Source organism: Cytobacillus oceanisediminis (assembly GCF_022811925.1).
Lineage (GTDB): Bacteria > Bacillota > Bacilli > Bacillales > Cytobacillaceae > Cytobacillus > Cytobacillus oceanisediminis_D.
The window spans coordinates 5,179,072-5,204,959 of record NZ_CP065511.1; the positions used below are offsets into that span (position 1 = coordinate 5,179,072).

Genomic DNA, 25,888 nt, shown 5'->3' on the forward strand with positions numbered 1-25,888 from the left:
TAAATATCTAATGGTAAAACAGGATAACTCCTGTACTAGCATTAGATATTTACATTTTTATATTTATTTCTGTAAGCGAAATAAATCTGAATGGCATAGTGCCACGGGGCATCTAACCCCCCCTCACACCATGCTATCGACGACACCGCGTCTAAGGTAAGTTCTCTACCCACAGCATGGCCGAGTGCCTCCATTGGTATCGGGTTAGGAGACATTACCGGTCATTTTTCTAACATTTAATTATTACTCAAGTAAAAATTACTAAAAGATTCCAAGAAATTTCTTGCGTTTGATTTTCTCGGGTATTTCTTTATAAATATTTTGATTTTGAACTAGAAGCTCCGCATTCTCCGTAAACATGTAAACCATGTCTACTCCATACTGAGTTTCTATTTCATCCAAAGCTTCTGACATTTTAAATGTCCTGTTCTTTATGTTATGTGCATCAGATGCAATAAAGTGAGTTAAGTTCGCTTCTATTAATTGATGTGAGAATTTCTTTATGTTTTTCCCAAAATAGCCACATAAGCTGGATGCTGTTACTTGAGTCAGTGCCCCTTTTTCCACGAATTGATATAGGAGGTCTGACTGCTCCAGTAATTGTTTGTTTCGTTCCGGGTGTACAATAACCGGAATTAAACCTTGCAGCTGAATATCAAATAGAAGTCTTTCAGCATATCTTGGTACATGATTTGAAGGAAATTCAATAAATAGATATTGGGATTCACATAAAGGAAGAATCGTTCCTTTTTCCAGATCCTCTAGTAGCTCACCATATATTCTTACTTCTTGTCCTGAAAGTATTGTTATTGAAATTGCTTCCTCTTTAAGTCTCGTGTTTAATTCCTTTACTTTCAAAAGAATCTCTGGTTTTTCGTTCTGATAAGAAGAGTTATGGTGAGGGGTAGCGATGATAGAGGTAATGCCCTCTTTGACTGCTTCCTTTGCCATCTCCAGGCTATCTTCCATCGTTTGTGCCCCGTCATCTACTCCAGGCAATATATGACAATGAATATCTATCATTTCGCTCAACCCTCCCGTTTTTTGTCAGCTTTTAGTTCTTTTGTAATGGTAACACGTTGCTTTAATACCGTAAAGAGTAAAACCTGTCGATATTTGTCAGTTCGCTCCGTAATAATAATAATGTTGGTTTTCTTTCATTTTCTTATTATTTAATACGACACCTAACAGCTTGCCTTGAGCACCCGTTAACAACTCTTTCGTTTTGATTAACTGATCTTTCTCTGCTTTTCCGCTGCCTGCCACGATGATTGTTCCCTGGCATTTGTTTGATAGTATTTGTGCATCTGTTACTGCCAAAACTGGCGGTGTATCAAATAGGATAATATCAAATTCTTCCAAAGCAGCCTTCATAAAATAATCCATCGCTCTTGATCCCAATAATTCTGATGGATTAGGCGGAATTGGACCGCTTGGAAGTATGAATAAATTCTTCACATCAATCGCTTTAACAGATTCCATAAGCGAAAGCTGGCTTGTTAATACACTAGTTAATCCTGATGTATTTAATACATTAAAGGTATAGTGTACGGTTGGCTTTCTTAAATCCGCATCTACAAGTAGTACCTTTTTACCTTGCTGTGCAAATACAACTGCTAGGTTTGCCGTTGTGGTGGATTTACCTTCTCCAGGACCTGACGATGTCACCATCATGGTTCGAATTTCTTCATCTATAGAAGAGAATTGTATATTTGTTCTGATTGTGCGGTATTGCTCAGACACAGGTGATTTGGGATCGTTCTTTGTGATGAGCTTGCGCTTATGTTCCATCGCCATCTTTTTCACTGCTTTTTTAAGAGCCAATCGTCTCACCCCTTAATCTTGAGCTTCTTTCTGAACGGCTTGGGCTTTCGCTTGTTTCTTCAATCGTTGCAATGACCCCAAGAACCGGAAGGCCTACTGCTTTTTCAATATCCTGTTCATCTTTGATAGTGTTATCTAAGTATTCTAATAGAAAGGCAATTCCGACACCTGCCATCAAACCTACCACCATTGCGATTGCAATATTAAGAAGAGGCTGTGGCTTAACCGGTGAAGGGTTTTCCCCTAATTCGGCTTTAGCAAGGATCGTTACATTGTTAACGTTCATAATATTTACAATTTCTTTTTGGAAAACTTCTGCTGTTTTATTGGCTATATCCGCTGCCATCTGCGGGTCTTCATCCTGCACTGAGATTGTGACAACCTGTGAACTTTGCTCACTTTGAACGGTTATTTTTTCATTCAGTGCACCTGTAATGATATCAAGGTCCAATTCCTTTTTGACTAATTCAAGAATCGCTGCACTTTTAATAATGACGTTATATGTGTTAATTAACTGCAGGTTGGTTTGAACTTCTCCGGCAGTATATACCCCTTGTTCATCTTTCGCCTGGTTAACGAGAATCTGTGTTGATGATTGATAAATCGGTGTTAATAAGAAATAACTGACTATCCCGCTGATCATGACTGCTACAATGGTTATGGCTATAATAAGAGAGAATCTCTTTTTTAACGTCTGGAATAGTTCTTTTAGACTAATCGTTTCCTCCATGATATCCTCCTAGTTATATGTTTAAAACAAAAGGTATTATATCATAAAATATTGCTAAATTTGTGTTTTTTTGTCATAATTTTAATGAAAATGTAAAGAACTCGTAATCACTGTTTCTATTTAACTATAAATTGTAAGATTTTGATAGATGTTATCCCTTTTTGGAAATTATTACATGTATATAAATTTTTCTGGAGGTTGTTATGAAGCATTTATTGATTATTATCCTTGCGATAGGCTGTGCAGTGGTCCTTTTTTTAGGAAATGCCCATTGGAATGAAAGGACTGGGCTTTCTAAACAGGAGCCCGTACAGGAAAGTAAAGAATCAGACTCTGACACAAAGGCATCTAAAACTGAAGCTCCATCGAGTACTTCAAAGGTCACTTTAGAAGAGTTCGAGATTCTTTCCAAAAATTGGCCTGATGCAGCAAAAAAACAATTTGAATTGTCTCTGCAAAAGGAAGAGCCTTTTAAAATTGTCCTTGCTGGCTCTGAAGCCCTTGGCAATGATACCAATGGCTGGGCCCAATTAACAAAGGCAGAGCTTGAGAAAGCATATGGCGCTGATTCATTAGAAGTAGTCATCCAAACTTATAATGGAACCTCCATGGATTTCTCTGCTGAAAATAAAGCTAAGGAACTGGCAGCTCTAAAGCCCGATCTAATCCTTTTAGAGCCATTGACTCTAAATGATAACGGCGAGGTCCGTATTGAGGATTCTCATACCCATATATCTAATTGGATCGATACAGTAAATGCCGAAAATCCGGAAGCCGTATTTATCATTCAGCCTCCACATCCAATCTATCAGGCAAGTTATTATCCTGTTCAGGTGGAAGAGTTAAAAAACTATGCAGAAACAAACGATATTCCGTATCTTGATCACTGGACAGCATGGCCTGATCCGCAGGGTGAAGAAATTCTCGGTTACTTATCCGAAGAAGGAGACGTGCCTAACGAAGAGGGACACCTTCTTTGGAGCAAGTTTGTAAACGAATATTTTATCAGCAAGTAAATTTAAACCACCATTGAAACTTCAATGGTGGTTTTTCATTTTAAAAACAGGAAGAGGGCGTTGATGAATTTGGCAGCAGTTTAATCGGATCAACCGCATTGGACTTCGATCCATTCCATAGCCCCAAATGTGTTTCAAAATGAAGATGCTGGCCTGTTACCTGGCCGGTACTGCCCATCCAGCCAATCTGCTGGCCTGTTTTGACTATCTGGCCTTTCTTGACTGATATGCTCCTTAAGTGGGCATATAACGTCTCCTGTGCGTCTCCTCTGTGTCTAATCATGATGGTATTGCCGTACCCGCTCATTGTCCCTGCATAGCTAACGGTTCCATCGTATGCTGCTTTTACAGGCACATCTCCTTTTTTGGCAATATCAATTCCATAATGGAAGCTTCCCCATCGAGATCCGAAACCTGATGTTAGAGTCCCATCTGCGGGCCAGTTAAAAGGAGGGCAAGAATTCCCGGCTAAAAGACCATAGCCCGTTAACACCTTATCCGTTACAGCACCTGTTCCTCCCAAAACGTATACCTTTGGATCGATTTGATTTACATAATCATAGACCGGGTCCTGTACACTCGTCGGATGGACAAGCACAATATTTGTATTTAATTTTTTTGCCAATCCGGAAGAAGCAACAGCATCCGGATATTCAGGGTATGTTTGATTAGTGGATGTACCCCTTACAAAAATGACATTGTCAGTATTATTATTTAAGTTTGCTGCCTCTACGCTTGTGCTGTAGCGGTTTTCACCTGACACTCTTTGTACTTTAATCCCCTTTGCAGCAAGTGACTTTTTTAGGTTCTCGCTGACCACTCCTGTTCCGCCAAAAATGATTACCTCTTTGATTGCAGGAGGAAGGGTTTTTGGAAGCGAATCCCTTTTGGCAAGATAGATAGGGATTTTATTGATAGCTGAATAGCTGGACGCAGGCAATGCATCGACAATGGTATCCCCGTTTACGAGAATGGCTTTAGCAGATGAAGCCCCTGTTATGGAATTGATGGCAGCTGCCGTATCATAGCGGGTGCTTCCTTTGACCCTTTGTGTGGCAATTCCTTTGTTTCTGATCGCATTTTCCACCCCTGCGCTAATCGCACCTGCTCCACCCAATATGTATACTTTTGCAGCTTTTAAGCGTGACATTTCATTCAAAGTGGCCGCATCTATTGTGTTTGGGTAGGTTAATAGAATCGGAGCATCCTTTACACCAACCAAGCTTGCGGCCGCCAGGGCATCAGCCGGATTATCAGCTCTTGCAAGGATAACGGCTCTTTCCTGTGAAACCAGACCCTTTGGCCAGCCTCTTTGTGATATTTTAATACCTGTATGTATTCGGTTATCTCCCGATATTCTTTCAAGATTTGAATTTGCCTTTGCCTCTGGGATATCAATATTCCATATAATTGCAAACACCGACAACAGCAGGATTAAACATTGACTGATCCTTTTCATTCTTTCCCCCTATATGACATTTATCTGTATTTTTAGACATATTTATCATAGCATTTCTTCTTATATCTAAAAATAGTAAATTATTGAAAAAGGGAAACAAAGGATCCAATCAGTTAATTTTTGCTGTCAGTTCTCTCCTTTATGATGGTTTTCAGTTTCTTCTCCAACTTTGTATTTTCCATTTTCAGTTTTGTATTTTCAATTCTTAGCTCGCTCACTTCTTTTTGCAGTTTGGCTAGTTCCTTTTCATTCTTTTCAGCCTCTTCCTGACTGCTGCATCCGCTAGCTAATAGGATCAATAATATGAATGATAGGTTCATTACTTTTTTCATGATAAGTTATTTCCTTTCTATTATATTGACATAACAAAATCCCCCCATATAAGGAGGGATCCTGCTTACTTTTATACAAGCTTCTTTCTTCTGCTGTGCCATAGCATGATCATGGACCCAGCGAATAACAAAGTCAATCCCAGCGCCAGCATGTTATACATATTCGTCGCTGTGTTTGGAAGCTTCTTGCCTGATTTAGTGTTTTTTACAGTCTGTTTGGCTGGCTTGTTGTCTTTCACGTTCTGATCTTTTGCTGGTGAGCCTGTTTTACCTTTATCTTTTTCCGGTGTTCCGCCTTTGCCGGGATTTTTACCCGGAACAGTGCCGCCATCCTCTTCCTCGGCTTTTTCCGTGCTAATCAGCAGCGAATCAAACGCAACAACTTCTCCATCCAGAATAGCTTCAATGCTAATTTCATAATCAGTACCTTCTCTTAAGCCGGTGAATTCATAGAATGATTCTTCTGGATCCAGGGTTACCGCTAATTCACCATCCAGATAGAGAGAATACTCATCAAGCTCTGAGCCTGTATATTCCCAATAAGCCTCAATCGTGTTTTCTGTTGCTGCTGCATCCACGAACTTTACAGCACTGTCACTGTCTGTCTGAACTTCAGTGGAAGTAAAGGAAACCACTGATTCTTCTGTATTGACCGCCTCAAGGGCTAATGTATAGGATGTTCTCGGCATTAATTCTTCAAACCTATAATTATTTGTTTCGGCGTCAACAAACTCCAGGAACTCGCCATCCAAATATACATTGTAGCCGCTTAGCTCTTCATTCCCTGTATAGTCCCAAGAGGCTTCAATTGAGCTATCAGATGTACTGATATCAGTAAAATTTAAGTCTTCGCTTAACGTCCAAACATAAGCAAAGGCATAGTCTATAAATTCTTCTCCAGACCAAGCTTCTACCACTATTTCATATTCTTTTCCGGACTCCAATCCTTCAAAAGTAAAGAAAGGTTCTGAAGGGTCTGCACTTCCTATTAGCTCGCCATTCAGATACAGCTGATACTCCTCAATCTCCTCTTCCCCTTCATATGTCCAAGAGACATCAATGGTATTACTTGTTGAGGTTATTGAGTCAAAATAAAGCATTCCTTCATCAAAGTCTTCGTATTCAACAAAGACTCCCTTTGCCTGAAGCTGCTCAATGATTTTCATTGCTTCGGAGCCTTCCGACAGATCCAGCTCCTCATTGTTAAATAATATTACATATTCTAACTTTTCAAGCTCAAGCAGAACTCCAATATCACTGATCTGATTATCGTTTGCCATAAGCATGGATAAGTTTTTCATATTCTTCAGTGGTGAGATATCGTTGAGATTGTTTCCAGCAACTGCAAGGCCCTCTAATTGTGTTAAATCTGCAGCCCACTTAAGGTTTTGCATATCTGTATAAGAAGCATCCAAATATAGCAGCTTCATTTTGGACAGCGCTGAAAAGTCGGATACCGGATTGCTTTCAATGGTCAGCATCATCAGGTTTGACAGTCCTTCAAGTCCCTTAAGAGATGTTATGTCGTTGCTGCTCAACTCCAATATCTCGAGGTTTTTCAGCCCGGATAAATCCGGAATGCTTCCGATGCCGTTATTTGAGAGTGTCAAATACATTAAGCCGGATAGGTTATTTAAGCTGGAAAAGTCTTTAATCCCAGTATTGGAAAGAAACAATGCAAACAGATTAGATAATCCTGTAAGCGGTTTAAGGTCTGTAATCGGATTTCCATCCAAATCCAGACTCATTAAATGTGTTAAGCCGCCTAATGGGGATAAGTCTTTGATGTTATTATCCCAAAGAGACAAATCCTCCAAATTGACCGCTTTCTCCAGACCGGATAGGTTCTTAATTTCTGCGGATGATAAGTCTATCGAAATCAGCGTGAGCATGTCACTTTCCTGGATATCGCGATCCAGCCCGAGCCTCTCCTTCAATGCCTTTTCCAGCTTCTTATCCGGAAAATGAATAATCTCTCCACTTGGCAGCTGTGCTGTTTTTACAGTCAGCGCTGCCTTTCCGATTAATTTCCCTTCCTGATAGGCTTTAACTTTAAAGCTATACTCTGTTTCTGGTTTTAAGTCAGTAAAAATCTCTGAATTTGTTTCGCCTTCGATTTCTTTTTCCACACCATCCACAGAAAGCACGTATTGATCAGGATAGGAGTAATCATCCTCTTCCTCTGTCCAATAGTCCCAGGAGATTCCGATTTTCGATTCATTCACAAAATCAGTATAGATTTCCATATTCACATTCTCGTCAAAATCGTAATTCACTTCCACACCTTTGGAACGCAGATACTCAAGCACCTCTATTGATGGGGCATGGTCCTCAATCTGAAGGTTTCCATATAGATAAACTGCTTGAAGGCCTGGAAGTTCTTTTAGGAAAGTAAAATCTTCAAATTCTGTGTAGGATACATCCAGATTGGCAAGCTTAGTCAGATTCTTAAAAATAGAAGAATCCGAAACAGGGTTATCGCCAATATCCAGGATGATAAGCTTTGTTAGACTTTTCAGAGGAGCTAAATCCTCTATATTGTTATCGTAAATAACCAGATGGTCCAAATTCACTGCATCCTCCAAGCCATCGAGCGACTCAATTTCCATTCCCGGAGCAAAAAGAGCCGTCAATCTCTCCATGTCACTCGTATAAAGTTCACGATCAAGGCCAAGCTCTTCTTTGATGGCTGCTTCAAGATTAGAGTCTGATATTGTTACTTTTTCTCCCAATGGAGAAGCTAACGTATTGAAGGAAAACTCATTTTCTGCCATTACACTACCAGCACCTAAAGCGCTTACTTTAATATTATAGGTGGATGAAGGCTTAAGCCCAGTTAAATGATATTCATATACGTCACCTTCCAGTGTGTCAATAACATCTCCGTTAACAGATAAAGTGTATTGATCTACTTTTCCTGACCCGTACATCCCCCATGAAACTTGAGCAGAGGATTCGGTAATCCGATAGACATTTAAAAGAAACGATTTACTGTCATCCAAAACTTCAATCTGAGTGCCTCTATGGGATAAATCCCTTAGCACTTCTGATGGACCCAGGTCCATCTCCAGATTCCCTATTTGAACTTTTTCCAGAAGCGGAAGCATTAAAAGACTATCAATATTCTCCAAAGGCAATGAATTTAGTCTTAATTCAGTTAGGTTCGTTAAGTTTTCAAGGGCGCTGATATCTGATATCGACACATCTTCAATTATTAAATGTTGCAGATTAACCGCAAGCTCTAATCCTTTTAAACTATCGATATCTCCAAGCCGGTCATTTACATTCAGGAAAGTTAACTTTTCCAGATCTTCTTTTAAAAGGGCGCCTTCTGGTTTAGGCAGCTGCTCGCGGATGATTTTTTCAAGATTAGGGTTATCTAGGGTAACCACTTCTCCAACAGATTTAGTTGGTTCTTCTGTTGAAGCGGAATCCTTTTCAGACGCCGGTTGTTCTTGGCTGCCATCTGAAGGCTCGGTAGTTTCAGCCTTTTCTTCTTTGGCCTCTTCTACGGGCTCTTCACTTTCTTCTTGTGAGGATTGGTTGTCCTCTATGTATACTGATACCGTTTTTGCAGCACTTGTTAACTCCACATCACCCTGTTGGCCCTTAATAGAGTAAACATATACTTCATCTTCTGCTGTAGCCTGGTCAATATACTCGTATGTTTTAACGGCATTTTCACCTAGGATTTCATTGGATATCAAAGTTGGCTCGACATCCAGGGTTTCATCGTTTTTAATAATCTGATAGGTTTCCGGGCTTTGATTCTGGACAGATAAAATGGTTTTCCAGGTTAACGTTACTTTTCCATCCTCCACCACAGGGTCCGCCAAATCAATCATGGCAGCTGCAGTTGTCAGTCCATGCGTCTGGGAAATTGGACTAAAAAGTGAGAAAATAATAGCCATAACCACTGCAATGTTTAACCAGTTTTTCCTTTTCTTCATTCGCTTGCTCCTTTTTGGAATTAGTTAATATTTACTATTATTTACTAGAATTATACAATTAAGATAATTATAATGGTTAATAAATAAATGTAAATCTTTATTTTTAGCCGTTTTTCGACAATAAGGGGGAAGGCATGAAAACGCTCATTTATTTGCTTCTATTACTTGGAGCAGCCATTACGGCTTATTCTTTGTTCGAGATAAGAGATTCCCAGATTCAGGTTGAGGAAAGAAAAGAGGAAGCCGTTAAAATGCTTGTTGAAGATACAGAAAAGAAGCTGATATTTGAACAAAATGAAACGATCGGACTTCTTTCGGTTCCTAAAATTAATAAGGATATCCCCATCATCGAAGGAACAGATAATGATCAGCTTGAGGCTGGTGTGGGCCACTACACCGGGACGGCTTTTCCCGGCCAAAAAGATCAAATTGTTCTTTCAGGGCACAGGGACACAGTCTTTCGGAACTTTGACCAGCTTAAAGTGGGGGACATCTTTACTGTGAAATTGTCGTATGGGGACTTTTCTTATGAAATATATGATACGAAGATTGTTGATGCGGATGACCTTACCATTATTAAAAGCACGTCTCCGGAAGAGGTATTGACTGTAACTACCTGCTACCCTTTTAACTTTATCGGGGACGCGCCTGAGCGCTTTGTCTTTTATGCCCGGCCAAAAAATTGAATATAGAAGCCAGGGGACTTACGTCATACCCGACTTAACCAAAGAATTGTTTATATGAGTGAAAGGTTGGCTTAATTCTAATATCACTGTATTTCTTTTCTTAATTAATATACCCCTTGTTATTAGATAAAAAAGAGACAGAACCCCTCTGTCTCTTTCCAAGTTTATTATTGAATTAGTGACCAAATTTCGTCTTCAACGTCAAGGCTCACTGCACCTTTTCCGCCAATAATGGTGTACCACAAGACTTGTTCATCAACAAAAAGTTTTTTTGCAGCTGGGTGAAGTGTATTTGGTGTTGTTAATACAATAGGCTGACCGTAAAATCCTGCTAAGACTGACCCTGTTAGAGCATCTGCAAAGTTGCTTCCTGTTGTCACAAATGCAAAGTCAATTCCAGCCGAGAATAATTGTTTAGATACGTTCGCCGATGTCTCATAGCGGTTTTTACCGCTTATTCGATCAGGGCTAGGCAATTGTTTACGAACATTTTCTGAAACTGCACCTGTTCCGCCAATGACAAATGTATGGCTGTATTTTTTTACTTGAGCTGCAGTTGGTGAAGGCAGCGTATTGGCCTGAGTTAATAAGATTGGAATACCATTCATAGCAGCATACGGCCCAATAGATAAGGCATCCGGATAATTCTCCCCTGAAACGACAACAGATGTTTCTTGAAGCGGCAGCTTATTTGCAATCTGAACCGCCGTTTCATATCTTGTCTTTCCAGAAATGCGTGCCACTGTTAGTCCAAGAGTATTCTTAAGATAGTTCTCGACCCCCTGGGACACAACTCCAGTACCGCCAATGATGGTTACTTTTTTAACATCCAATTCACGAATTGCTTGAATAACAGAGTTTGGCAGCGAATTCTTTGTTGTAAGTAAAATGGGTGCATCCAAATAAAAGCCTAGAGGTGCAGCCGCTAATGCATCCGGAAAGTCTGTACCAGTTGCCAGTAATATTTCATCGGCACCAGAGTATTGCCATCCTTCGTAAGCAACATTTACAGCCGTTTCATATCGATCCTTACCAGAGATTCTGTATAGATCCGGTTCAATAAGAAATGGATTGAAGGTATATTGTTCCCCTCTTGTTGTTTCATAGTTGTCCGTTAATTGTAAATAATATGTGCCGGGTTCTAATTTAGCCTCAGCATAAAACCCTCCGTACTCATCAAATGAACTTTCTGCTTCGGATATATCCTCCCTGGTTCCATCCGGGTTCTCTTTATAAATCACAACACTGATTTGGCCAGTTAGACTAGTAAAGGCTTCCGTTACATGCCCAATAAGCACAAACATCCCTCTTTTTGGAATGGTTATCTTGAACATATCCCTATCTTCTCTGCTCATCGTCCCGGTAACTTCGTCATCAAGTGAGATTGAATTTGCTTCGGTAAAATAATCATTTGGCTCTTGTTCATTAACATTCGGATAGCCCATATCATCTTGCAGCTTGTTGAATTTCTTTTCTTCAAAATTATTGCTGGCTGATGCTGGACTTGAGAATAATGAAGTTGAGAGTAGAACAAACGCGACTAAGAATAATATACTTCTTTTCACATGTATGCCTCCAATTGTAGAAACCTCTCTTAAAATCCAACCTATTAAACTATAGCAAATCGGAAATACTTATCTACAAGATGAACCTTTAATTAAACTTACGACTCTTTACTTCTGAAATAAAGAATTTATTGCCTGGTCTGTCACAACTTTATCCCCGCCCAGTACAAAATAGAGTTCTGCTAGATCAGAGTAAGTTTGGACCGTATCTTTCGTTGTTTGATGAGGTTTAGTTGGATGAGTTAAAATAACAGGATTCCAGGTAGCGGCAGCAAATGCTGATCCAGCCAGTGCATCGGGATAATTTTCACCTGTTGCAATCACCGGTAAATCCATATCAATCGCTTCTTCAAAATACTGAATGACATTGCTGTTTGTTGCATAACGGTTTACCCCGCTAATACGTTCTGGCATTGGAAATGTGCTTGCCACTTGTTCACTAATGACTCCAGTGCCGCCTATAACAAAAGATTCCACCGGCTGTTCTGCTTTAACAAACTGACTTACTGAAGATGGAACCGAATTTTTTTTGGTTAAAAGAATTGGCATTTCTAATTGTGCAGCTATTGGGGCTATTGATAGTGCATCCGGGAAACCTTCCCCAGTCGCCACCACTACACTATCTGAGTTCCCAAGCTGCTTGGCAACTTTTACTGAAGTTTCATAGCGATCTGCACCGCTAATTCTTGTTATTGATGAGATTCCCAGACTATTAAGCTCTTTCTCTATATTTAGAGAAATAACGGACTTCCCTCCAATTAAATATACGCTTTTAACTTTAAGGCGCTTTAATTCATTTTTTACACTGTCCGGCAAGGAGTTGGCTGGTGTTAATAGAAGCGGAGCACCATATTTATAAGCAAGAGGTGTCGCGCTTAATGCATCTGGAAAGTCTTTGCCTGTAGCCATAACAGCAACTGCAGACGTGTCCCAGCCCTCAGCAGAGATGTTTACTGCGGTTTCATAACGATCTTTGCCTGAGATACGATAGGTTGGTGCGTCTTCTGCCTTAGCTTGTCCAAAAGGTAATGCCAGTGTTAATAGAGCTGATAGAATGATAGCCTTTTTCATGATTTCCTCCTAGTTGGTTAAGTATCAAAAGTAATTATAGGGGGGATTACCAAAAAATGATAGATGGATTTCTTGCGTCAGTCATAAATATTTTTCGACAAGGTTTTCTCTTATTGAAAAGGGTTTTAATTAATCCAATTCTGTTTTATGGCAGGCATATCAATCTATATTTATATATGAAGAAATCTTTAGAGGCAATAATCCTAGCATTCTCGAAAGCCCTCTATATGAAACTCAGCAAAAACAAAAAACAGGCTCAACTTACGAGCCTGTTTCTTGTTTTACTTATCTAATTTTGTAATACGACCTTCTGTAACAGGGTTCACTTCGCCTTGATCTTTAATATAGTTAACTAATGCCTCTAAATCTACTACATCGACTACGCGGTTTTTGCCTTCTTTCAGAACGTGCAGCTCATCTCCGCCATCAGCCATGAAGTTGTTAACCGTTACTGAATATGTTTCTGTATCTACAATCGGAGTTCCATCCGCTTTTGCTGCAGAAACAATGCGGCTGCCTACTTCTTTAGAAGTATCATAAGAGAATTTCAAGCCGGCAACTTTAAGAATTCTTTGCTTAGAACCCCATTGCTGTTCTAATAGCGTTTTAATTTGTGCACCTGTCAGATCCATTGTCACAAGGTCATTGCCGAATGGCTGTACAGTGAATGCTTCCTTCCAAGTGATTTCCCCTGCATCAATTTCTGCACGGATACCGCCTGGGTTCATGAATGCAAAGTCAGAACCTGTTGCAGCAATCATAGAGTCAGCAATCAGGTTACCCATTGGAGACTCGCCGTCAGCATTTTCATCTCTGCTAATACCGGTTGTTGTTGTACCAATTTTTTCGTTTAGGATCGGAGCAACGTCTTCAATGTATACATCAAGCATCGCTTTAATTTCTGCATCTGGCTCAATGCCATCGCGGTAAGTCGTTACGATTTCCGCTTTTTTCTCAATAATGTCCTGTGTTACAGGGTCAATCGTAAGATCAACATCAGAAAAAGCTGTTCCGTATGAGAAAGATTGCACCAGAAGCTTGCCATCAACTACTGTGTTCGCATATTGGTGATTATGTCCGCCAAACATGACATCGACTTCATCATCAACTTTATTAGCAATATCCACAAGCTCTTCTGTAGGGTTTTTGCCGTCAGTGTCAGATTTAACAGGATTATGGGATACTACAACAATTGATTTTACCCCTTGGTCTTTCAATTCTTTAGCATACTTGTTGATTGCTTCAGCTTCATCCGTGAATTCAACTCCAGCTACACCGCTAGGAGTAACGATAGTAGGTGTGTCAGAGTATGCCACTCCAATAAATCCGATCTTAACTCCATTTACTTCATTGATTACATACGGATCCAAAATAGGTTCTTTTGTTTTTGAATCAACTACGTTAGAAACTACGTATGGAAAGCTTGCACCTTCGAATTCACCGTACTTATCTACTGTCTTTGGATGGCTTCCTCCGTCGATCAGGCGAAGCATCTCATCAACGCCTTCGTCAAATTCATGGTTTCCAAGTGTTCCTAGGTCAAAGCCAATTTCATTTAATAGCTTAATCGTCGGCTCATCCTGCAGCAATGCAGACACCGGCGAGCTTGCTCCTGCCACATCACCTGCATGAAGCATGAATGTATTAGGATTTGTTGCTTCACGTTCTTTTAAGTAGGCTGCTAAATATTCAATTCCGCCGGCACCTTCAGCACCAAGCTTTGCATTAAATGTATCAAGCTGGCCGTGAAGGTCATTGATTCCTAATAATTGAACCTCAAACGGTCTTGACATGTTAACTGCATACTTGTGGAAGCCGTTTGCTCCTTCGCCAACATATTCAATATTTTCAGTACTTGCTGCAATATCCTTAGCTGCTGGAGATGATTCGAATGTAACATTTACATCACCATATATAGGAGACAGCTTCCAGTTCTGGTCAGCAGATGGATTGATTGTCTTGTTCTTGATGATGTAATTCATGACTACCTGTCGATTTTCGTCAGCAGATTGATAGATGATTCGATTGCCATCAGGGTTAACAACTGACATTGCTGCACGGTAGTTGTTTGTTGCAATGACAAATTCCTGATCTTCCTTAACAGGCTTACCATTGAATTCTAGATTTTTGATACGGCTGGAGCCTTCGTTCACAACTTTTCCAGCTGAATCATATTTAGCCGGCTGAGTTACATCAATTTCATATGTTACGCCATCTAAAGTATCAAAGTTGTAAGCTGCGAAATCACTGTTAATCAGATTTTGTTCTTCTGTTTTTGAAGGGTCAATCTTATTAAAGTTACCAGCTGTCCACTCCAAATACTCCTTCACTTCTGCACCGTTCAATTTAACTGCTTGCACAGTATTAGGATATTTATAAAGGTCAGCCACGTTTTTGATGGTGATTGTACCTTTAGGAATATTTGTATATTCGCTTGCACCGTTTCTGCCTGCTTTAAATGGAGCAGCAGATGATAGCACAGGAAGGTTCTCATATTCTGTTCCTTTAAGTGCATTTTCTACAAATTCTTTTTGTGCATTGCTTACAATTTGTACAGATGGGTCATCTTGTACACGTGCAAAATAGCTATGGATAGGTGCAGTTGTTTCGCCAACAGGGCTGTTAATGTATTTAACCGTTTCTTCATGCGAAGATTTTAGTACATCTACAAGCGCCTGATCGTTAGCCACATCCTTAGAAGTAACACGAACCTCTGATTGGGAATCCTTTACAGTCCATTTTCCATCCACTTTTGCCAAAGTCAGGTCAATAACACCAAGATTGCTTCCATCAACATTCGCTTGTACAGCCGCAACCCCGTTAATGGTTCCTTTAGCTGTATCTACTCCATCCACTTTGAAGGACGCATCATTGCTTGGGAATGATTTATGGGTATGGCCCATTAAAATTGCATCAATACCCTCTACTTCACTTAGGGCAAATGCAGTATTTTCTTTGTTTGTTTTATCCCCGTCAAATCCGCTGTGAGATAATGCAACCACCACCTCAGCACCGTCTTTTTTCATTTCAGGAATCCACTTCTTGGCAGAAGCTACAACATCTTCGGTTACCACTTTGCCTTGAAGGTTGGCCTTGTCCCACTGCATGATTTGAGGGGCAACAAAGCCAATGACTCCCACTTTAACTATCTGCTCTTTACCGCTTTCATCCTTTACTTTCTTTTCGATGATTTGGTAAGGTTTGATGTAGTTTACATCATTAGTTGGGTCATTATCATGGTCATCTTTATATACATTGGCACTTACATAAGGGAACTCAGCACCTTTTAAGCTTCCTTCCAAGAAATCAAGGCCATAGTTGAATTCATGATTTCCTAAAGTTGCACCATCGTAATCCAATTGATTCATTGCTTCATAGATTGGATGTGTTTCGTTTTCGATTAAACCTTCAGAAACAACTCCTTTTCCTCCAAGAAGAACGACGGATTTGCCATCTACAAGTGCATCAGTTCCCGCCGGCAATGAGCCTTGTTTAACCAGCAGCAATGGAGCATCTTCTTTAGCAGCCAGCACAGAGCCTGTTAAAGCATCAGCAAAACCATAGCCATTTGAAACAAATACTTTGCTCTTGATTTCGTCAAGCTCAGTCGCTACTTTTACAGCTGTTTGAAAACGGTCTTTGCCAGAATAGCGTTTTGGATTCTTTACAGCCTTTTCAACAGCTGTACTAATTACGCCGGAACCACCTACAAGAATCGTATTTTCCTTGTTTGCAAGCGCATCAGCAGTTGCTTTTGGAAGAGAGTTCTTGCCTGTTAATAGGATTGGAATGCCATTTTTAGCTGCATATGGAGCAATGGAAAGGGCATCCGGATAGTCCCCGCCGTAAGCCAGGATAGCTGCATCTGCGCTTCCGCCTAATTCACCTGCAATCTCAGCAGCTGTTGCGAAGCGGTCAGCACCTGAAATCCTTTTAACCCAAACTTTCAAATCTTTAGAAATTTCTTGCTGTACTGCTGTAGAAACAGCTCCTGTACCGCCAACAATCAGGACTTTCTTAGCTCCTAATCGCTTAATTTCATTTTTTGTATCAGCATTTAGTTCTTTTGTCTTTGTTAATAGAATCGGGGCATCATATTTATACGCCAAAGGTGTAGCCGCAAGCGCATCAGCAAAGTCATCTGCTCTGGCAATCACAACCACATCGGATGAATCCCAGCCCTTTTTCGAAACTTCTACAGCTGTTTTAAAACGGTCTTTTCCTGATAATCGGTCCGCAAATGTCAGCGGATCTACTTTTGCTATGTAATCTGTATAAGGATTTCCCTGTAAAAGGTCCCCATTATCGAACAGTAAGTTATTTTCGTTCTCCGCACGTTCTTCCTTTATTAAAGTCGATACTTTTACAAGTCCCTTATCAACAGGTGTATCTGAATAATAGTCATGGTTCATAATGCTTCCATGGACATCAGTCGTTTCCATGATCTTAAGTTTTACATATGCCTCATTGGATAAGACATTTTTCGGCAAAGAATCAGCTGAAGCGCCGGATCCTAATGGAGAAAGCATACCAACAGCAAGTGTAGAGACTAGCAATCCGCTAAACTTCTTTTTAATACCCTTTTTCACCTTTTTTCCACCTCTCGTCTAATGTCTGACAAGTCGATTATATACTAAAAATAGTAAAATACTATCATTTTTTGTTAAAAAAATATAAAAATTCCAACGAATTTTGTAATTTTTTTGTAAACGCTGTCAATGTGGTTAAATCAATATTTTAACAAAAAAAGACTGTCTCCAGCACTGATGTACTGGAAACAGTCTTTCATATCTATTTCTTAACAGAGAATGAGTACTCCTGGAAGGAAGAATTATAATAGTTATCTACTTTTATATAATATTTTCCTGCCGGTAATGATACCGTTTTTGTTACTTCTTCTTCTGTGACATTATCATAAGGTGTATACATATACTGCAGCGTTCTGCCGGATCCATCCACGATTTCATAATACCAGCTACTGCCTTCTTTCGTTTTTGCTGTTAAAGAAATCGCCCCTGATTTATCCAATTGGAAAGAGTAGAAGTCATCGTCATTTCCGCCTTGTATGGAGCCTGATATTTGTGCACCAATGCTGATTGGATTGGCGGATTGAACACTATCATTGAACTCTTTCTCATAATTGCTTACTTTGCTGAAGTTCACTATAAATTCATACTCAGCATCTTTACTATCTGAGTAATTTTCAACGACAAGGTAATAATCCCCGGCCGGCAAACCGATAGGAACATTCGAGTAGCCGCTTGCATAATCATCGTATTTTGTGTTGAAGTATGCATATTGCTCACCATTACGGTTCATAACCTGCACTTCCCAGCTTTTACCCGGGGTATTTTTCACGTTTACATTAATTTTGCCTGCAGAATCTAAAGTGAATTTATAAAAATCTACTGTTTCGGATTTACTTAATAAGCCTTTATAGCTTTTATTTAGTTCTAGAATATTTGCAGTTTCGATGGTGTTATTGAATTCCTTTTCAAAGTAATTGCCCTGAATATACTGTACTTTAAACTTGTACTCTTCGTCCTGTGCATCACTATAATTATCAATCAGGAAGTAATAGGTTCCGGCTGGCAAACCAGTCCGATAGCTGGTAGCTCCATTTGCATACGTTCCATACTCAGTAGAGAAGTATGTAAATGTTTCACCTTTCTCATTCAGCAATGTGCCTTCCCACGCAACCCCAGGCTTCTGGTCCATTTTCAATTCCACTTGCCCTGGTGCTGCCAAAGTGAATTTGTAATAATCCAGGTCCCCGCTGTCTTGTAAAGCCCCTTTGTAGTCTGCATTAACATTTATTTGATTTGCTGCTGCAATAGTGTTGTTAATCTCTTTTTCATAATTGTTGCTTTTTGTATATTTAACTGTAAATGAATATGGAACTTTATATCCATCTGAATAATTTTCAATATTAATATAGTATGTCCCCTTCGGAAGCCCCACCGAATTATTCGTTACTCCTGAAGCCCCGGAGTTATAGTTAGTGGAGAAATCCTCAAGTGAATCCCCATTAGCAGTTAATATAGTGGCATACCAGCTTGCACCACTTGTTTGTTTAAGCTGGAGGGTGATATTTCCAGGTTCAGTGATGGTAAACTGATAATAATCTTCATCCCCGTAATCTGCCAGCTTGGCACTATAAGTTTTGTTTACATCAATTTTTGCTGACTTCTCAAAGGTATTATTCGCCTGTAAACCATTCATTTGAGTTAATACATTATTAGAAACAGCTCCATTGCCGCCTAATGCAGTCAAACTTGAGTAAACATTCGAGTTTAGATGGCTCTTAATAGCGTCTGGAAGCTTTGTTGTCTGAACCAAAAGCATCGCTCCATTATTCTTTGCTGCTAAAACAGATCCTGTTAATGCATCCGCAAAGCTGGTACCAGTGGCAACATACGCTGCTGGAGCTTTGGACTGGAACTGGTTAATAATTGCAACAGCTGTCTGATAGCGGTCTTTCCCTGAAACGCGTTTGGCATTGGGTGCTTGAGTCAGCAGGCTATCAGCTAAGATCCCCTTTCCTCCAACAAAAATTGTTTCTGACTTGCCTTTAAGCTTTTCCTTTGTTACTTCCGGCAATGATTTCGTTTCACTCAACAGAATTGGGTATCCCATTCTGGCTGCATATGGTGCAATGGACAAAGCATCCGGGAAGTTTCTTCCATATGCAATAATGGCTTTATTGCTGTTTCCAAGCTTGTCCGCAATTAATGCGGCTGTTATGTATCTGTCTTTTCCGCCTATACGTTCAATGGAAAGTCCCAAAGAGCGCAATTCCGCTTCGACATTTTCCGTAATAATTCCTTTGCCGCCCAGGATTACTGCTTTTTTTGCTTTTAAACTTGAAATCTGTTTTCTGGTTACTTCCCCAAGGGTATTTTTTTTAGTCAGCAGGATTGGTGCATTTAGTTTGTAAGCTAACGGACCGCCGGCTAAAGCGTCAGGAAAATTATCCCCAATTGCCAGCATAACCGTGTCTGCTGTTGTCCAGCCTTTTTTGGAAATGTTAACTGCTGTCTCATAACGGTCCTTTCCGGATAATCTGGTACTTTCTGCATGGGTTACTTCCTGAGTAAAGAAAAAGAGCACTGCCAGACTCAGGAAAACAATTAAAGATCTTTTCATTTCTTCCTCCTATTGTAAAATTTTCCTATTCATTATATTACTATTAAGGACTATTAGTCTAGGTTGAAATAACTATTTTTACTATTTTTGTAAACTGAGATTAAAATTAAAGAGAGCCCCCTTAAGAGACTCTCTAGTTTTAATATTCGACTTTTGTTTTGAAAGAGAAAACTCTCATAATTCAATTACAGCTTGAAGTTTTAAGGAATAGGCAGAATAGTATTTTCTTCAAGTCTTTTCTCCTTTAGATATCAAACCAAAAGGGACAGGAAGATTTCAAGAAAATACTATTTTTATTTTCAGCCAGGATCACTTTAATTATTTTTCTGTAAGGACACGATCGCAGACTTCAAATAAATTTTCCAGGCATTCATTTCTGACTCTTTCATGGCAAATGAATTCATACCTGATTTCATACTCCAGCCGGGCAGCAATTATTGACAGTTTATTTTCGTCTCCATCTTTTGAAAGGTAATTAGAAACCTTTTGCTCAAAATACTCTTCTGTTCCATAGAATCCTTCCATTTTGAACTCCTCCTTTATTTATCCCCCCTATATAATCAATTTCCCCAAAACTTAATAAACAAACCAATATGATATACCTATCCTGCTCCTTTGATAACCCATCTTATCCAATTTCAGGATGCATTATTAAGGGTACGCTAAGTTTATATTAAAGTTATTTTACAATAAGGATTCGAAAGCATCTTTCATATACTATATAGAAGGTATTTAATCCTTCTCAAGGATGTGAAATTAATGAGTAATACTCGCGGACATATTTCTGAAATTCATATATTGAGGGCAATAGGCTGCCTATTTGTCGTTGCTGTTCATGTTTCTGGTTCTTTCTATTATGAGCACGGCGAAACATATAACGAGTTTACATTATTTATCAATCAAATCAGCCGCTTCGGAACACCAATGTTTGCACTTATTAGCGGTTTTCTCTTATTTTATCAGGCAAGATTTAAGGGCTTTGATCTTTATAGATTTGCTACTAGCCGATTTACAAAGATTGGCTTGCCATTTCTCTTTTGGAGTGTTTTCTATTTACTGTTTACGTATTTAGTGCTTGGCGTAAATCCATTAGAATCCGGAGAAAAGCAATTCCTGGTGAACTTCATATTTGGCAATGCTTATTATCATTTATATTTTATGTCCATTGTCTTTCAGTTTTACTTGCTATTTCCGCTGCTGCAGGCAGTTAAGTCAAAAATGATTTGGCCAGTGCTGCTTATCGGAGCAGTATGTATAAACTATTACTTTGTAAAGTCATTCAATCCTGGAGAATTCGAAGGAATCCTAGGGAGTATCCTAAGTCAGCGGGCATTTTTGCCAAGCTGGATTTTCTATTTTATTTTTGGCGGGTTCCTCGCTTATTTCTGGGAACCATTACGTGCATTTTCAAAGAAATATAAAGTTTTATTGGGGATTGCGGTTCTAATTGTCACAGCTGCCGCTGTATGGGAATACAAAACAATGGGGTCCACACCGTCTAATAGAGTGACGAATTTGGTCAACATTCCAATCATTACTCTTTTTGTGATTGGGATCGGAGAACAAATCCAAAAAATCAGCTGGCTGAACAGCATTATTACCAAGATTGGAACATTATCTATGGCCATCTACCTGGTACATCCTTTTGTTCTATACAGCTTTATCCAGGTTGCACCGGATTTTGTCTGGAAAACAGCACTCTTCCCTTTTGTTTATGCCTTAATTTTATTAGGTTCAATAGCAATGGTAAAAGCGATACAATTAATACCGCTTAATCAATATATATTAACAGTGCCGGGCACTAAGAAGCAGAAGAGAAATACCACTGTCAAAACAGCCGCTCTGCGGGTAAAATCAAATTTACAATAAAAGTTAGAGCCCGAGCTACTATTATACAGAGCTCGGGCTTTTTGTCATTTGAAACCAAAAGAAAAAGCGGTAAGCACCGCTTTTGATAAATGAGTTTATATTAATGTTCTGACGGAATTCCTAAGCTGTGTTCTGATGGAATACCAGCTAACTCTATTGGCTTGCCAATACTGTGTTCTGATGGAATGCCAGCTAACTCTACAGGTTTGCCAATACTATGCTCCGATGGAATGCCAGCCTCCAGGTTCCCCGTGAAAGATGCTCCAGCGCCAATTAATCCTAAAGCCAACGCCCCAGCTAAGATTAACTTTTTCATGACATTAACTCCTCTCATTCATAATTTATTGAATTATTTATATATTAACATTTATTGAGTAATTTTTCCATTTCGGATTCAATAATTTGGATGAATTTATCATTTCTTTGCAGTTGCAAGATATAAATGGCTTTCTGAAGGAACTCTATACCCTTTTCTTTATTGCCAAATTTTATATAATTTTCTCCACTTTGATAGTGCAAATTAGCAAACAAATATTGTATTTCTTCATGTATACAAATCTCAATTCCCTTTTGGCAATATACCAGGGATTCCTGGAATTCCCCGATCTCTGTTAAGGCTTGGGATAAACCAAACAAAATCCTGACTTTCCCTCTGCTCTCAAGGATATGCGGAAGTTTCTCCAAATCATTAAGCCCTTTTTTGAACATGGAAATAGCTTCCGTATAAAGGTTCATATCTTTATATAAAATAGCGATACTTGTTAATATTTCGACTTCTCTTTCCGATAAGTTTACCCTTTTTTCATTTGTAAGGTCTAAGGCGCCGTGCAGCAGCTCTATCGCTTTATCAAAATCATTCTCAAGATAAAACACACAGATGCCCTGATGCCATACTAAAAATTGCTTCAGCATGACAGGCTGGAAAATCGGATTCTCCAATTCCTTTTGGACAATTTCGTAAATCGCCTGATAATTCCAATTCCGCTTGTGCTTATTAATAATCTGCATAACAGCTGTAGAATAATTTATGGTAGACTTCGAGGCGATATTAAAGAAGTACGTAAGATCAATATTCATTTTATTTGCTAATTGATTCAGCGTCTCCAGACTTGGATACGCTTTCTCTTTTTCAAAGGAAACTAGCTCCTCTTCAGAGCATATGCCTTCTGCCAGTTCCTTAACACTTAATCCTTTATACTGACGAAAAGATTGTAAGCTGTCGCCAATTAAATACTCACTTAAATTCATCAGCTTTCCCTCACTTAGTATAATTAATAGTATTATCCTACCACAAAAAGTATAGTATCGTTAAAGATTCAGGAGTGTACAGGAACTGCATCAGTCTATATGCGGTACGTTTGAAGTTCTAAGATTGAAGAGTCTACTGTAAAACGAAACTTAACGGGGAAAAACATCTTCGCAGTTACATTAAATTTAACCCCACTATATATTATTCGATAGTACCAGCAAATATCCTTTCATTAATTAGAAATTTTATATATCTCTTTTACTTCGAATGCAGGCAACTTTATTAATTACTTCAATCCCGCGGTGTTTCAATGCAAAATAAAAACCCTTCTATACAGAGGGTTAATTTAACATTCATATTTTATTTACTATTTGGTTTCGTTAATTTCCAACTATTTTTCTCAAGTCATTTTCAATTTCTGATAGAAGCTGGTTAACGCTAATTTCTTTTTCCCCAACACCCTTTTCATATGCTTTGGTAAGCATGTCCAAAAAAAGCTGATTTAATGTATCGAGACCTTCTTTACCCAGCAATTTTTTAACTCCTCCTATTTTTCTATCATTCTTAGACAATATTCTATTTTATTTTCTATCATTTGACAATACTTTTCCAGTTATTAAACAAAAAGAACCGCTTCCGATAGGGAAGCGGCTGAAACTGGAGATTTAAAAGGATGTAAACATCAGTTGCAGTTAGGTTTCTTTCCTAAATGCATTTCACATTATTCATTAAAACATTAATATACAATTCATGTATCATTGATTATTACTCATTATTAATGGTTTTCAGTTCTAAATCTCTTGTTAATACAGGTTTTTAATAGTAAATATAACTATAAGAATATTTTTCAGGGGGTAATCGTTTGGATTTTTCTGTAATCGGAAAAAAAATCAAAGAGTTAAGAAAATCAGCAGGTTTTTCCCAAAAAGATCTGGCAAAAGATATATGTACCCAAGCGCAAATAAGTAAAATCGAAAATGGGGATGTCCTTCCTTTAGCATCCACTTTATATTTTATATCACAAAGGCTGGGGGTTGATATCAATTACTTCTTTGAACACGGAACAACCCCAAGGCTTGATTATGTTCAGGAAGTTAAAAACCAGCTGAAAATGGCCAGGCGTAAACTTGATTATCCCCTTATAAAAGAGATTGTGGAAATTGAAGAAAAAAATCCGCTTTTTACATCCAACAAGAAAAATTTTCAAATTCTCCTCTGGCATAAAGGGATTTACAAATATCATGTCGATCATCAGATAGAGGAAGCACTTTTATTTATCGATAGAGCCGTAGATTTGACATTTGAGAAAGTGTGGAGTGAAAGAGAAATCGAGATTCTGAATAGCAAAGGAATCTTACTATATGAGGTAGGGAGATACACGGATGCCCTTGATATATATCTTCGTGCCATGAGCCATTTAGGGGAGATCGTTTATTTAAATGATGAAACAATACGCAGCAGAATCCTTTATAATGCGGCAAAAACCTATACAGACCTAGAGGACTATGACCATTCTACTAAACTCTGCCATAAGGCTATTGAAATCTGCTTAGAAAAAGATCAGTTATTTCTATTGGGACATCTTCATTATCATATTGGATATAATTATGAACTCAGAGAACAGTTTGTTTTGGCGAAAAAGTACATGGAACAGGCTCTTGATATTTTCCGTCTTCAAAGAGATGAAAGATATAATGACTTTATAAGTGGAAAAGTGGCAATTTTCGACAGAAATATCCAATAGTCACCACGACATAAGTCGACAGTCCCTTGTTATTGTAAAATAATAGTTACTTTTTTGTATAATCATGTAAAAATATGATCTTTTTGGACGATATATGTGATAAAATGGTACAAAAATACGTCCAAGGAGTGATTTGGAAAAGTGAAAAAACAGATGGTTTCAATTGCTGCTGCAGCAATGCTTTCTTCAGCCTTTGCCTCTCAGGCTTCCGCTGATACATACATAGTTAAAAAAGGGGATACCCTGTATCATCTGGCTATTAAATACAAAACTACTGTAACAGATATTAAAAAAGCCAATAATTTAAATTCCGATTTTCTATCAATCAATCAACCTCTTCAAATACCAGGTACAGCAGAAAAACCTGAATCCAATCAGCCATCAGGCGGCACTGCAGCGCCTGCACCAACTAATACTGCCAAAACTTACACAGTTAAAAGCGGGGATACTCTATCTAAAATTGCATTAAATCATAATATTAGTTTAAAAGATTTAATGAGCTGGAATGGGCTTAGCACACATTTAATATACCCTGGACAGGTCTTTAAGGTTTCAAAATCTGTTGGAAACACTTCGGGAGATACTCAAGGGCAGACAGGTTCCACCCCAGCACCGTCAGCACCTTCCAATGGCGGCAGTTCAGAGGTATATGTAGTTAAAAAAGGGGATACTCTAGGCGGCATTGCTGCTAAGTATAAGACTACTGTTCAACAGATTAAAACATGGAATAAACTGAGTTCTGATTTAATCTTGATTGGACAAAAGCTAAATTTAAGTGCAAGCCAGGATTCAAGTGAATCTGTCTCTAACGGGAAGCCAAACAATAATGAGCAGACAGACAATGGGGCAGCGTCATCGGTTCTTGCTGAAGCACAGAAACATATAGGTGTTCCATATCAATGGGGTGGCCAAACTCCTTCAGGCTTTGACTGCAGCGGGTTCATCTATTATGTTCTAAAGCAGACAGGCTCAAAAATGGGACGCTACTCTTCAGAAGGGTACTACAGCCGTTCTTTTTATGTGAACACACCTCAGCCTGGCGATTTAGTATTTTTTGAGAATACATATAAGAAAGGCATTTCTCACTTAGGTTTCTATGTAGGAAATAATAAATTTATCCACGCCGGCTCCTCGGGCGTTGAAGTTTCCAGTCTGGATAATTCATATTGGAAGAGCCATTTTGATGGATTTAAACGATTTTACTAGGACACCTTTTTACAGGTGTCTTTTTTCATATTTGGAAGGAA

General features: G+C 38.9%; 19 protein-coding genes. 5 read left to right on the forward strand and 14 right to left on the reverse strand.

Annotated features, from left to right (window positions below):
- Positions 1 to 261: 261 nt before the first annotated feature.
- From IRB79_RS26040 to IRB79_RS26050, 3 genes are all read right to left on the reverse strand, one after another.
- Positions 262 to 1,023 carry a tyrosine-protein phosphatase gene (locus tag IRB79_RS26040; protein ID WP_243506024.1) on the reverse strand — a complete coding sequence of 254 codons (762 nt, stop codon included), beginning with the start codon at positions 1,021 to 1,023 and terminating at the stop codon, positions 262 to 264.
- Between the two features lie 96 nt (positions 1,024 to 1,119).
- The gene (locus IRB79_RS26045) at positions 1,120 to 1,791 is read right to left on the reverse strand and encodes a CpsD/CapB family tyrosine-protein kinase (protein ID WP_243509671.1); all 672 of its coding nucleotides are present in this window, start codon (positions 1,789 to 1,791) and stop codon (positions 1,120 to 1,122) included.
- A 22-nt stretch (positions 1,792 to 1,813) separates the two neighbouring features.
- Positions 1,814 to 2,554, reverse strand: a complete 741-nt coding sequence (locus IRB79_RS26050) for a YveK family protein (RefSeq protein WP_243506025.1) — start codon at positions 2,552 to 2,554, stop codon at positions 1,814 to 1,816.
- A 203-nt stretch (positions 2,555 to 2,757) separates the two neighbouring features.
- Between IRB79_RS26050 and IRB79_RS26055 the strand changes: the two genes are divergently transcribed.
- Complete coding sequence (locus IRB79_RS26055; RefSeq protein ID WP_243506026.1) at positions 2,758 to 3,570, forward strand: SGNH/GDSL hydrolase family protein; 813 nt, start codon at positions 2,758 to 2,760, stop codon at positions 3,568 to 3,570.
- 40 nt (positions 3,571 to 3,610) lie between these two features.
- On the opposite strand, the gene IRB79_RS26060 is transcribed toward IRB79_RS26055, so the two are convergent.
- The 3 genes from IRB79_RS26060 to IRB79_RS26070 all read right to left on the reverse strand — a co-directional run bounded on the left by IRB79_RS26060 (position 3,611) and on the right by IRB79_RS26070 (position 9,311).
- Positions 3,611 to 5,029: a cell wall-binding repeat-containing protein gene (locus IRB79_RS26060; RefSeq protein ID WP_243506027.1), complete on the reverse strand. Its 1,419-nt coding sequence runs from the start codon at positions 5,027 to 5,029 to the stop codon at positions 3,611 to 3,613.
- A gap of 113 nt (positions 5,030 to 5,142) precedes the next feature.
- Entirely contained in the window at positions 5,143 to 5,361 is a 219-nt protein-coding gene (locus IRB79_RS26065) for a SadB/YajI family lipoprotein (RefSeq protein ID WP_243506028.1), read from the reverse strand.
- Between the two features lie 71 nt (positions 5,362 to 5,432).
- Complete coding sequence (locus IRB79_RS26070; RefSeq protein WP_243506029.1) at positions 5,433 to 9,311, reverse strand: leucine-rich repeat domain-containing protein; 3,879 nt, start codon at positions 9,309 to 9,311, stop codon at positions 5,433 to 5,435.
- A 134-nt stretch (positions 9,312 to 9,445) separates the two neighbouring features.
- On the opposite strand from IRB79_RS26070, the gene IRB79_RS26075 reads away from it, so the two are divergent.
- Positions 9,446 to 9,997, forward strand: a complete 552-nt coding sequence (locus IRB79_RS26075) for a class D sortase (RefSeq protein WP_243506030.1) — start codon at positions 9,446 to 9,448, stop codon at positions 9,995 to 9,997.
- Between the two features lie 167 nt (positions 9,998 to 10,164).
- On the opposite strand, the gene IRB79_RS26080 is transcribed toward IRB79_RS26075, so the two are convergent.
- The 5 genes from IRB79_RS26080 to IRB79_RS26100 all read right to left on the reverse strand — a co-directional run bounded on the left by IRB79_RS26080 (position 10,165) and on the right by IRB79_RS26100 (position 20,304).
- Positions 10,165 to 11,562, reverse strand: coding sequence for a cell wall-binding repeat-containing protein (locus IRB79_RS26080; protein WP_243506031.1), 1,398 nt, complete (start codon positions 11,560 to 11,562; stop codon positions 10,165 to 10,167).
- 108 nt (positions 11,563 to 11,670) lie between these two features.
- Complete coding sequence (locus IRB79_RS26085) at positions 11,671 to 12,633, reverse strand: cell wall-binding repeat-containing protein (protein WP_243506032.1); 963 nt, start codon at positions 12,631 to 12,633, stop codon at positions 11,671 to 11,673.
- Between the two features lie 281 nt (positions 12,634 to 12,914).
- Positions 12,915 to 17,222, reverse strand: a complete 4,308-nt coding sequence (locus tag IRB79_RS26090) for a bifunctional 2',3'-cyclic-nucleotide 2'-phosphodiesterase/3'-nucleotidase (RefSeq protein ID WP_431833403.1) — start codon at positions 17,220 to 17,222, stop codon at positions 12,915 to 12,917.
- Between the two features lie 202 nt (positions 17,223 to 17,424).
- Entirely contained in the window at positions 17,425 to 19,779 is a 2,355-nt protein-coding gene (locus IRB79_RS26095) for a cell wall-binding repeat-containing protein (RefSeq protein ID WP_243506033.1), read from the reverse strand.
- A gap of 318 nt (positions 19,780 to 20,097) precedes the next feature.
- Positions 20,098 to 20,304 carry a hypothetical protein gene (locus tag IRB79_RS26100; RefSeq protein ID WP_221879673.1) on the reverse strand — a complete coding sequence of 69 codons (207 nt, stop codon included), beginning with the start codon at positions 20,302 to 20,304 and terminating at the stop codon, positions 20,098 to 20,100.
- A 234-nt stretch (positions 20,305 to 20,538) separates the two neighbouring features.
- Here IRB79_RS26100 and IRB79_RS26105 point away from each other — a divergent pair, with 234 nt between their 5' ends.
- Positions 20,539 to 21,648, forward strand: a complete 1,110-nt coding sequence (locus tag IRB79_RS26105; RefSeq protein WP_243506034.1) for an acyltransferase — start codon at positions 20,539 to 20,541, stop codon at positions 21,646 to 21,648.
- A gap of 100 nt (positions 21,649 to 21,748) precedes the next feature.
- On the opposite strand, the gene IRB79_RS26110 is transcribed toward IRB79_RS26105, so the two are convergent.
- The 3 genes from IRB79_RS26110 to IRB79_RS26120 form a co-directional block, all read right to left on the reverse strand.
- Positions 21,749 to 21,964 carry a hypothetical protein gene (locus IRB79_RS26110; RefSeq protein ID WP_217026287.1) on the reverse strand — a complete coding sequence of 72 codons (216 nt, stop codon included), beginning with the start codon at positions 21,962 to 21,964 and terminating at the stop codon, positions 21,749 to 21,751.
- Between the two features lie 44 nt (positions 21,965 to 22,008).
- The gene (locus IRB79_RS26115) at positions 22,009 to 22,896 is read right to left on the reverse strand and encodes a helix-turn-helix domain-containing protein (protein ID WP_243506035.1); all 888 of its coding nucleotides are present in this window, start codon (positions 22,894 to 22,896) and stop codon (positions 22,009 to 22,011) included.
- A gap of 381 nt (positions 22,897 to 23,277) precedes the next feature.
- Positions 23,278 to 23,430, reverse strand: coding sequence for a YwzD family small protein (locus IRB79_RS26120; protein WP_243506036.1), 153 nt, complete (start codon positions 23,428 to 23,430; stop codon positions 23,278 to 23,280).
- A gap of 329 nt (positions 23,431 to 23,759) precedes the next feature.
- Between IRB79_RS26120 and IRB79_RS26125 the strand changes: the two genes are divergently transcribed.
- Positions 23,760 to 24,641: a helix-turn-helix domain-containing protein gene (locus tag IRB79_RS26125; RefSeq protein WP_243506037.1), complete on the forward strand. Its 882-nt coding sequence runs from the start codon at positions 23,760 to 23,762 to the stop codon at positions 24,639 to 24,641.
- A gap of 141 nt (positions 24,642 to 24,782) precedes the next feature.
- Positions 24,783 to 25,847, forward strand: a complete 1,065-nt coding sequence (locus IRB79_RS26130; RefSeq protein WP_243506038.1) for a C40 family peptidase — start codon at positions 24,783 to 24,785, stop codon at positions 25,845 to 25,847.
- The last annotated feature ends 41 nt before the right edge of the window (positions 25,848 to 25,888 follow it).

What these genes read in the sequence shown, in the direction of transcription:
- IRB79_RS26045 (WP_243509671.1), bottom strand. Translation starts at nt 1,791, where the DNA reads ATGGAACATAAGCGCAAGCTCATCACAAAGAACGATCCCAAATCACCT.
- IRB79_RS26065 (WP_243506028.1), bottom strand. Translation starts at nt 5,361, where the DNA reads ATGAAAAAAGTAATGAACCTATCATTCATATTATTGATCCTATTAGCT.
- IRB79_RS26115 (WP_243506035.1), bottom strand. Translation starts at nt 22,896, where the DNA reads ATGAATTTAAGTGAGTATTTAATTGGCGACAGCTTACAATCTTTTCGT.
- IRB79_RS26110 (WP_217026287.1), bottom strand. Translation starts at nt 21,964, where the DNA reads ATGAAAAAGTTAATCTTAGCTGGGGCGTTGGCTTTAGGATTAATTGGC.
- IRB79_RS26105 (WP_243506034.1), top strand. Translation starts at nt 20,539, where the DNA reads ATGAGTAATACTCGCGGACATATTTCTGAAATTCATATATTGAGGGCA.
- IRB79_RS26075 (WP_243506030.1), top strand. Translation starts at nt 9,446, where the DNA reads ATGAAAACGCTCATTTATTTGCTTCTATTACTTGGAGCAGCCATTACG.
- IRB79_RS26085 (WP_243506032.1), bottom strand. Translation starts at nt 12,633, where the DNA reads ATGAAAAAGGCTATCATTCTATCAGCTCTATTAACACTGGCATTACCT.
- IRB79_RS26055 (WP_243506026.1), top strand. Translation starts at nt 2,758, where the DNA reads ATGAAGCATTTATTGATTATTATCCTTGCGATAGGCTGTGCAGTGGTC.
- IRB79_RS26060 (WP_243506027.1), bottom strand. Translation starts at nt 5,029, where the DNA reads ATGAAAAGGATCAGTCAATGTTTAATCCTGCTGTTGTCGGTGTTTGCA.
- IRB79_RS26070 (WP_243506029.1), bottom strand. Translation starts at nt 9,311, where the DNA reads ATGAAGAAAAGGAAAAACTGGTTAAACATTGCAGTGGTTATGGCTATT.
- IRB79_RS26040 (WP_243506024.1), bottom strand. Translation starts at nt 1,023, where the DNA reads ATGATAGATATTCATTGTCATATATTGCCTGGAGTAGATGACGGGGCA.
- IRB79_RS26095 (WP_243506033.1), bottom strand. Translation starts at nt 19,779, where the DNA reads ATGAAAAGATCTTTAATTGTTTTCCTGAGTCTGGCAGTGCTCTTTTTC.
- IRB79_RS26100 (WP_221879673.1), bottom strand. Translation starts at nt 20,304, where the DNA reads ATGGAAGGATTCTATGGAACAGAAGAGTATTTTGAGCAAAAGGTTTCT.
- IRB79_RS26050 (WP_243506025.1), bottom strand. Translation starts at nt 2,554, where the DNA reads ATGGAGGAAACGATTAGTCTAAAAGAACTATTCCAGACGTTAAAAAAG.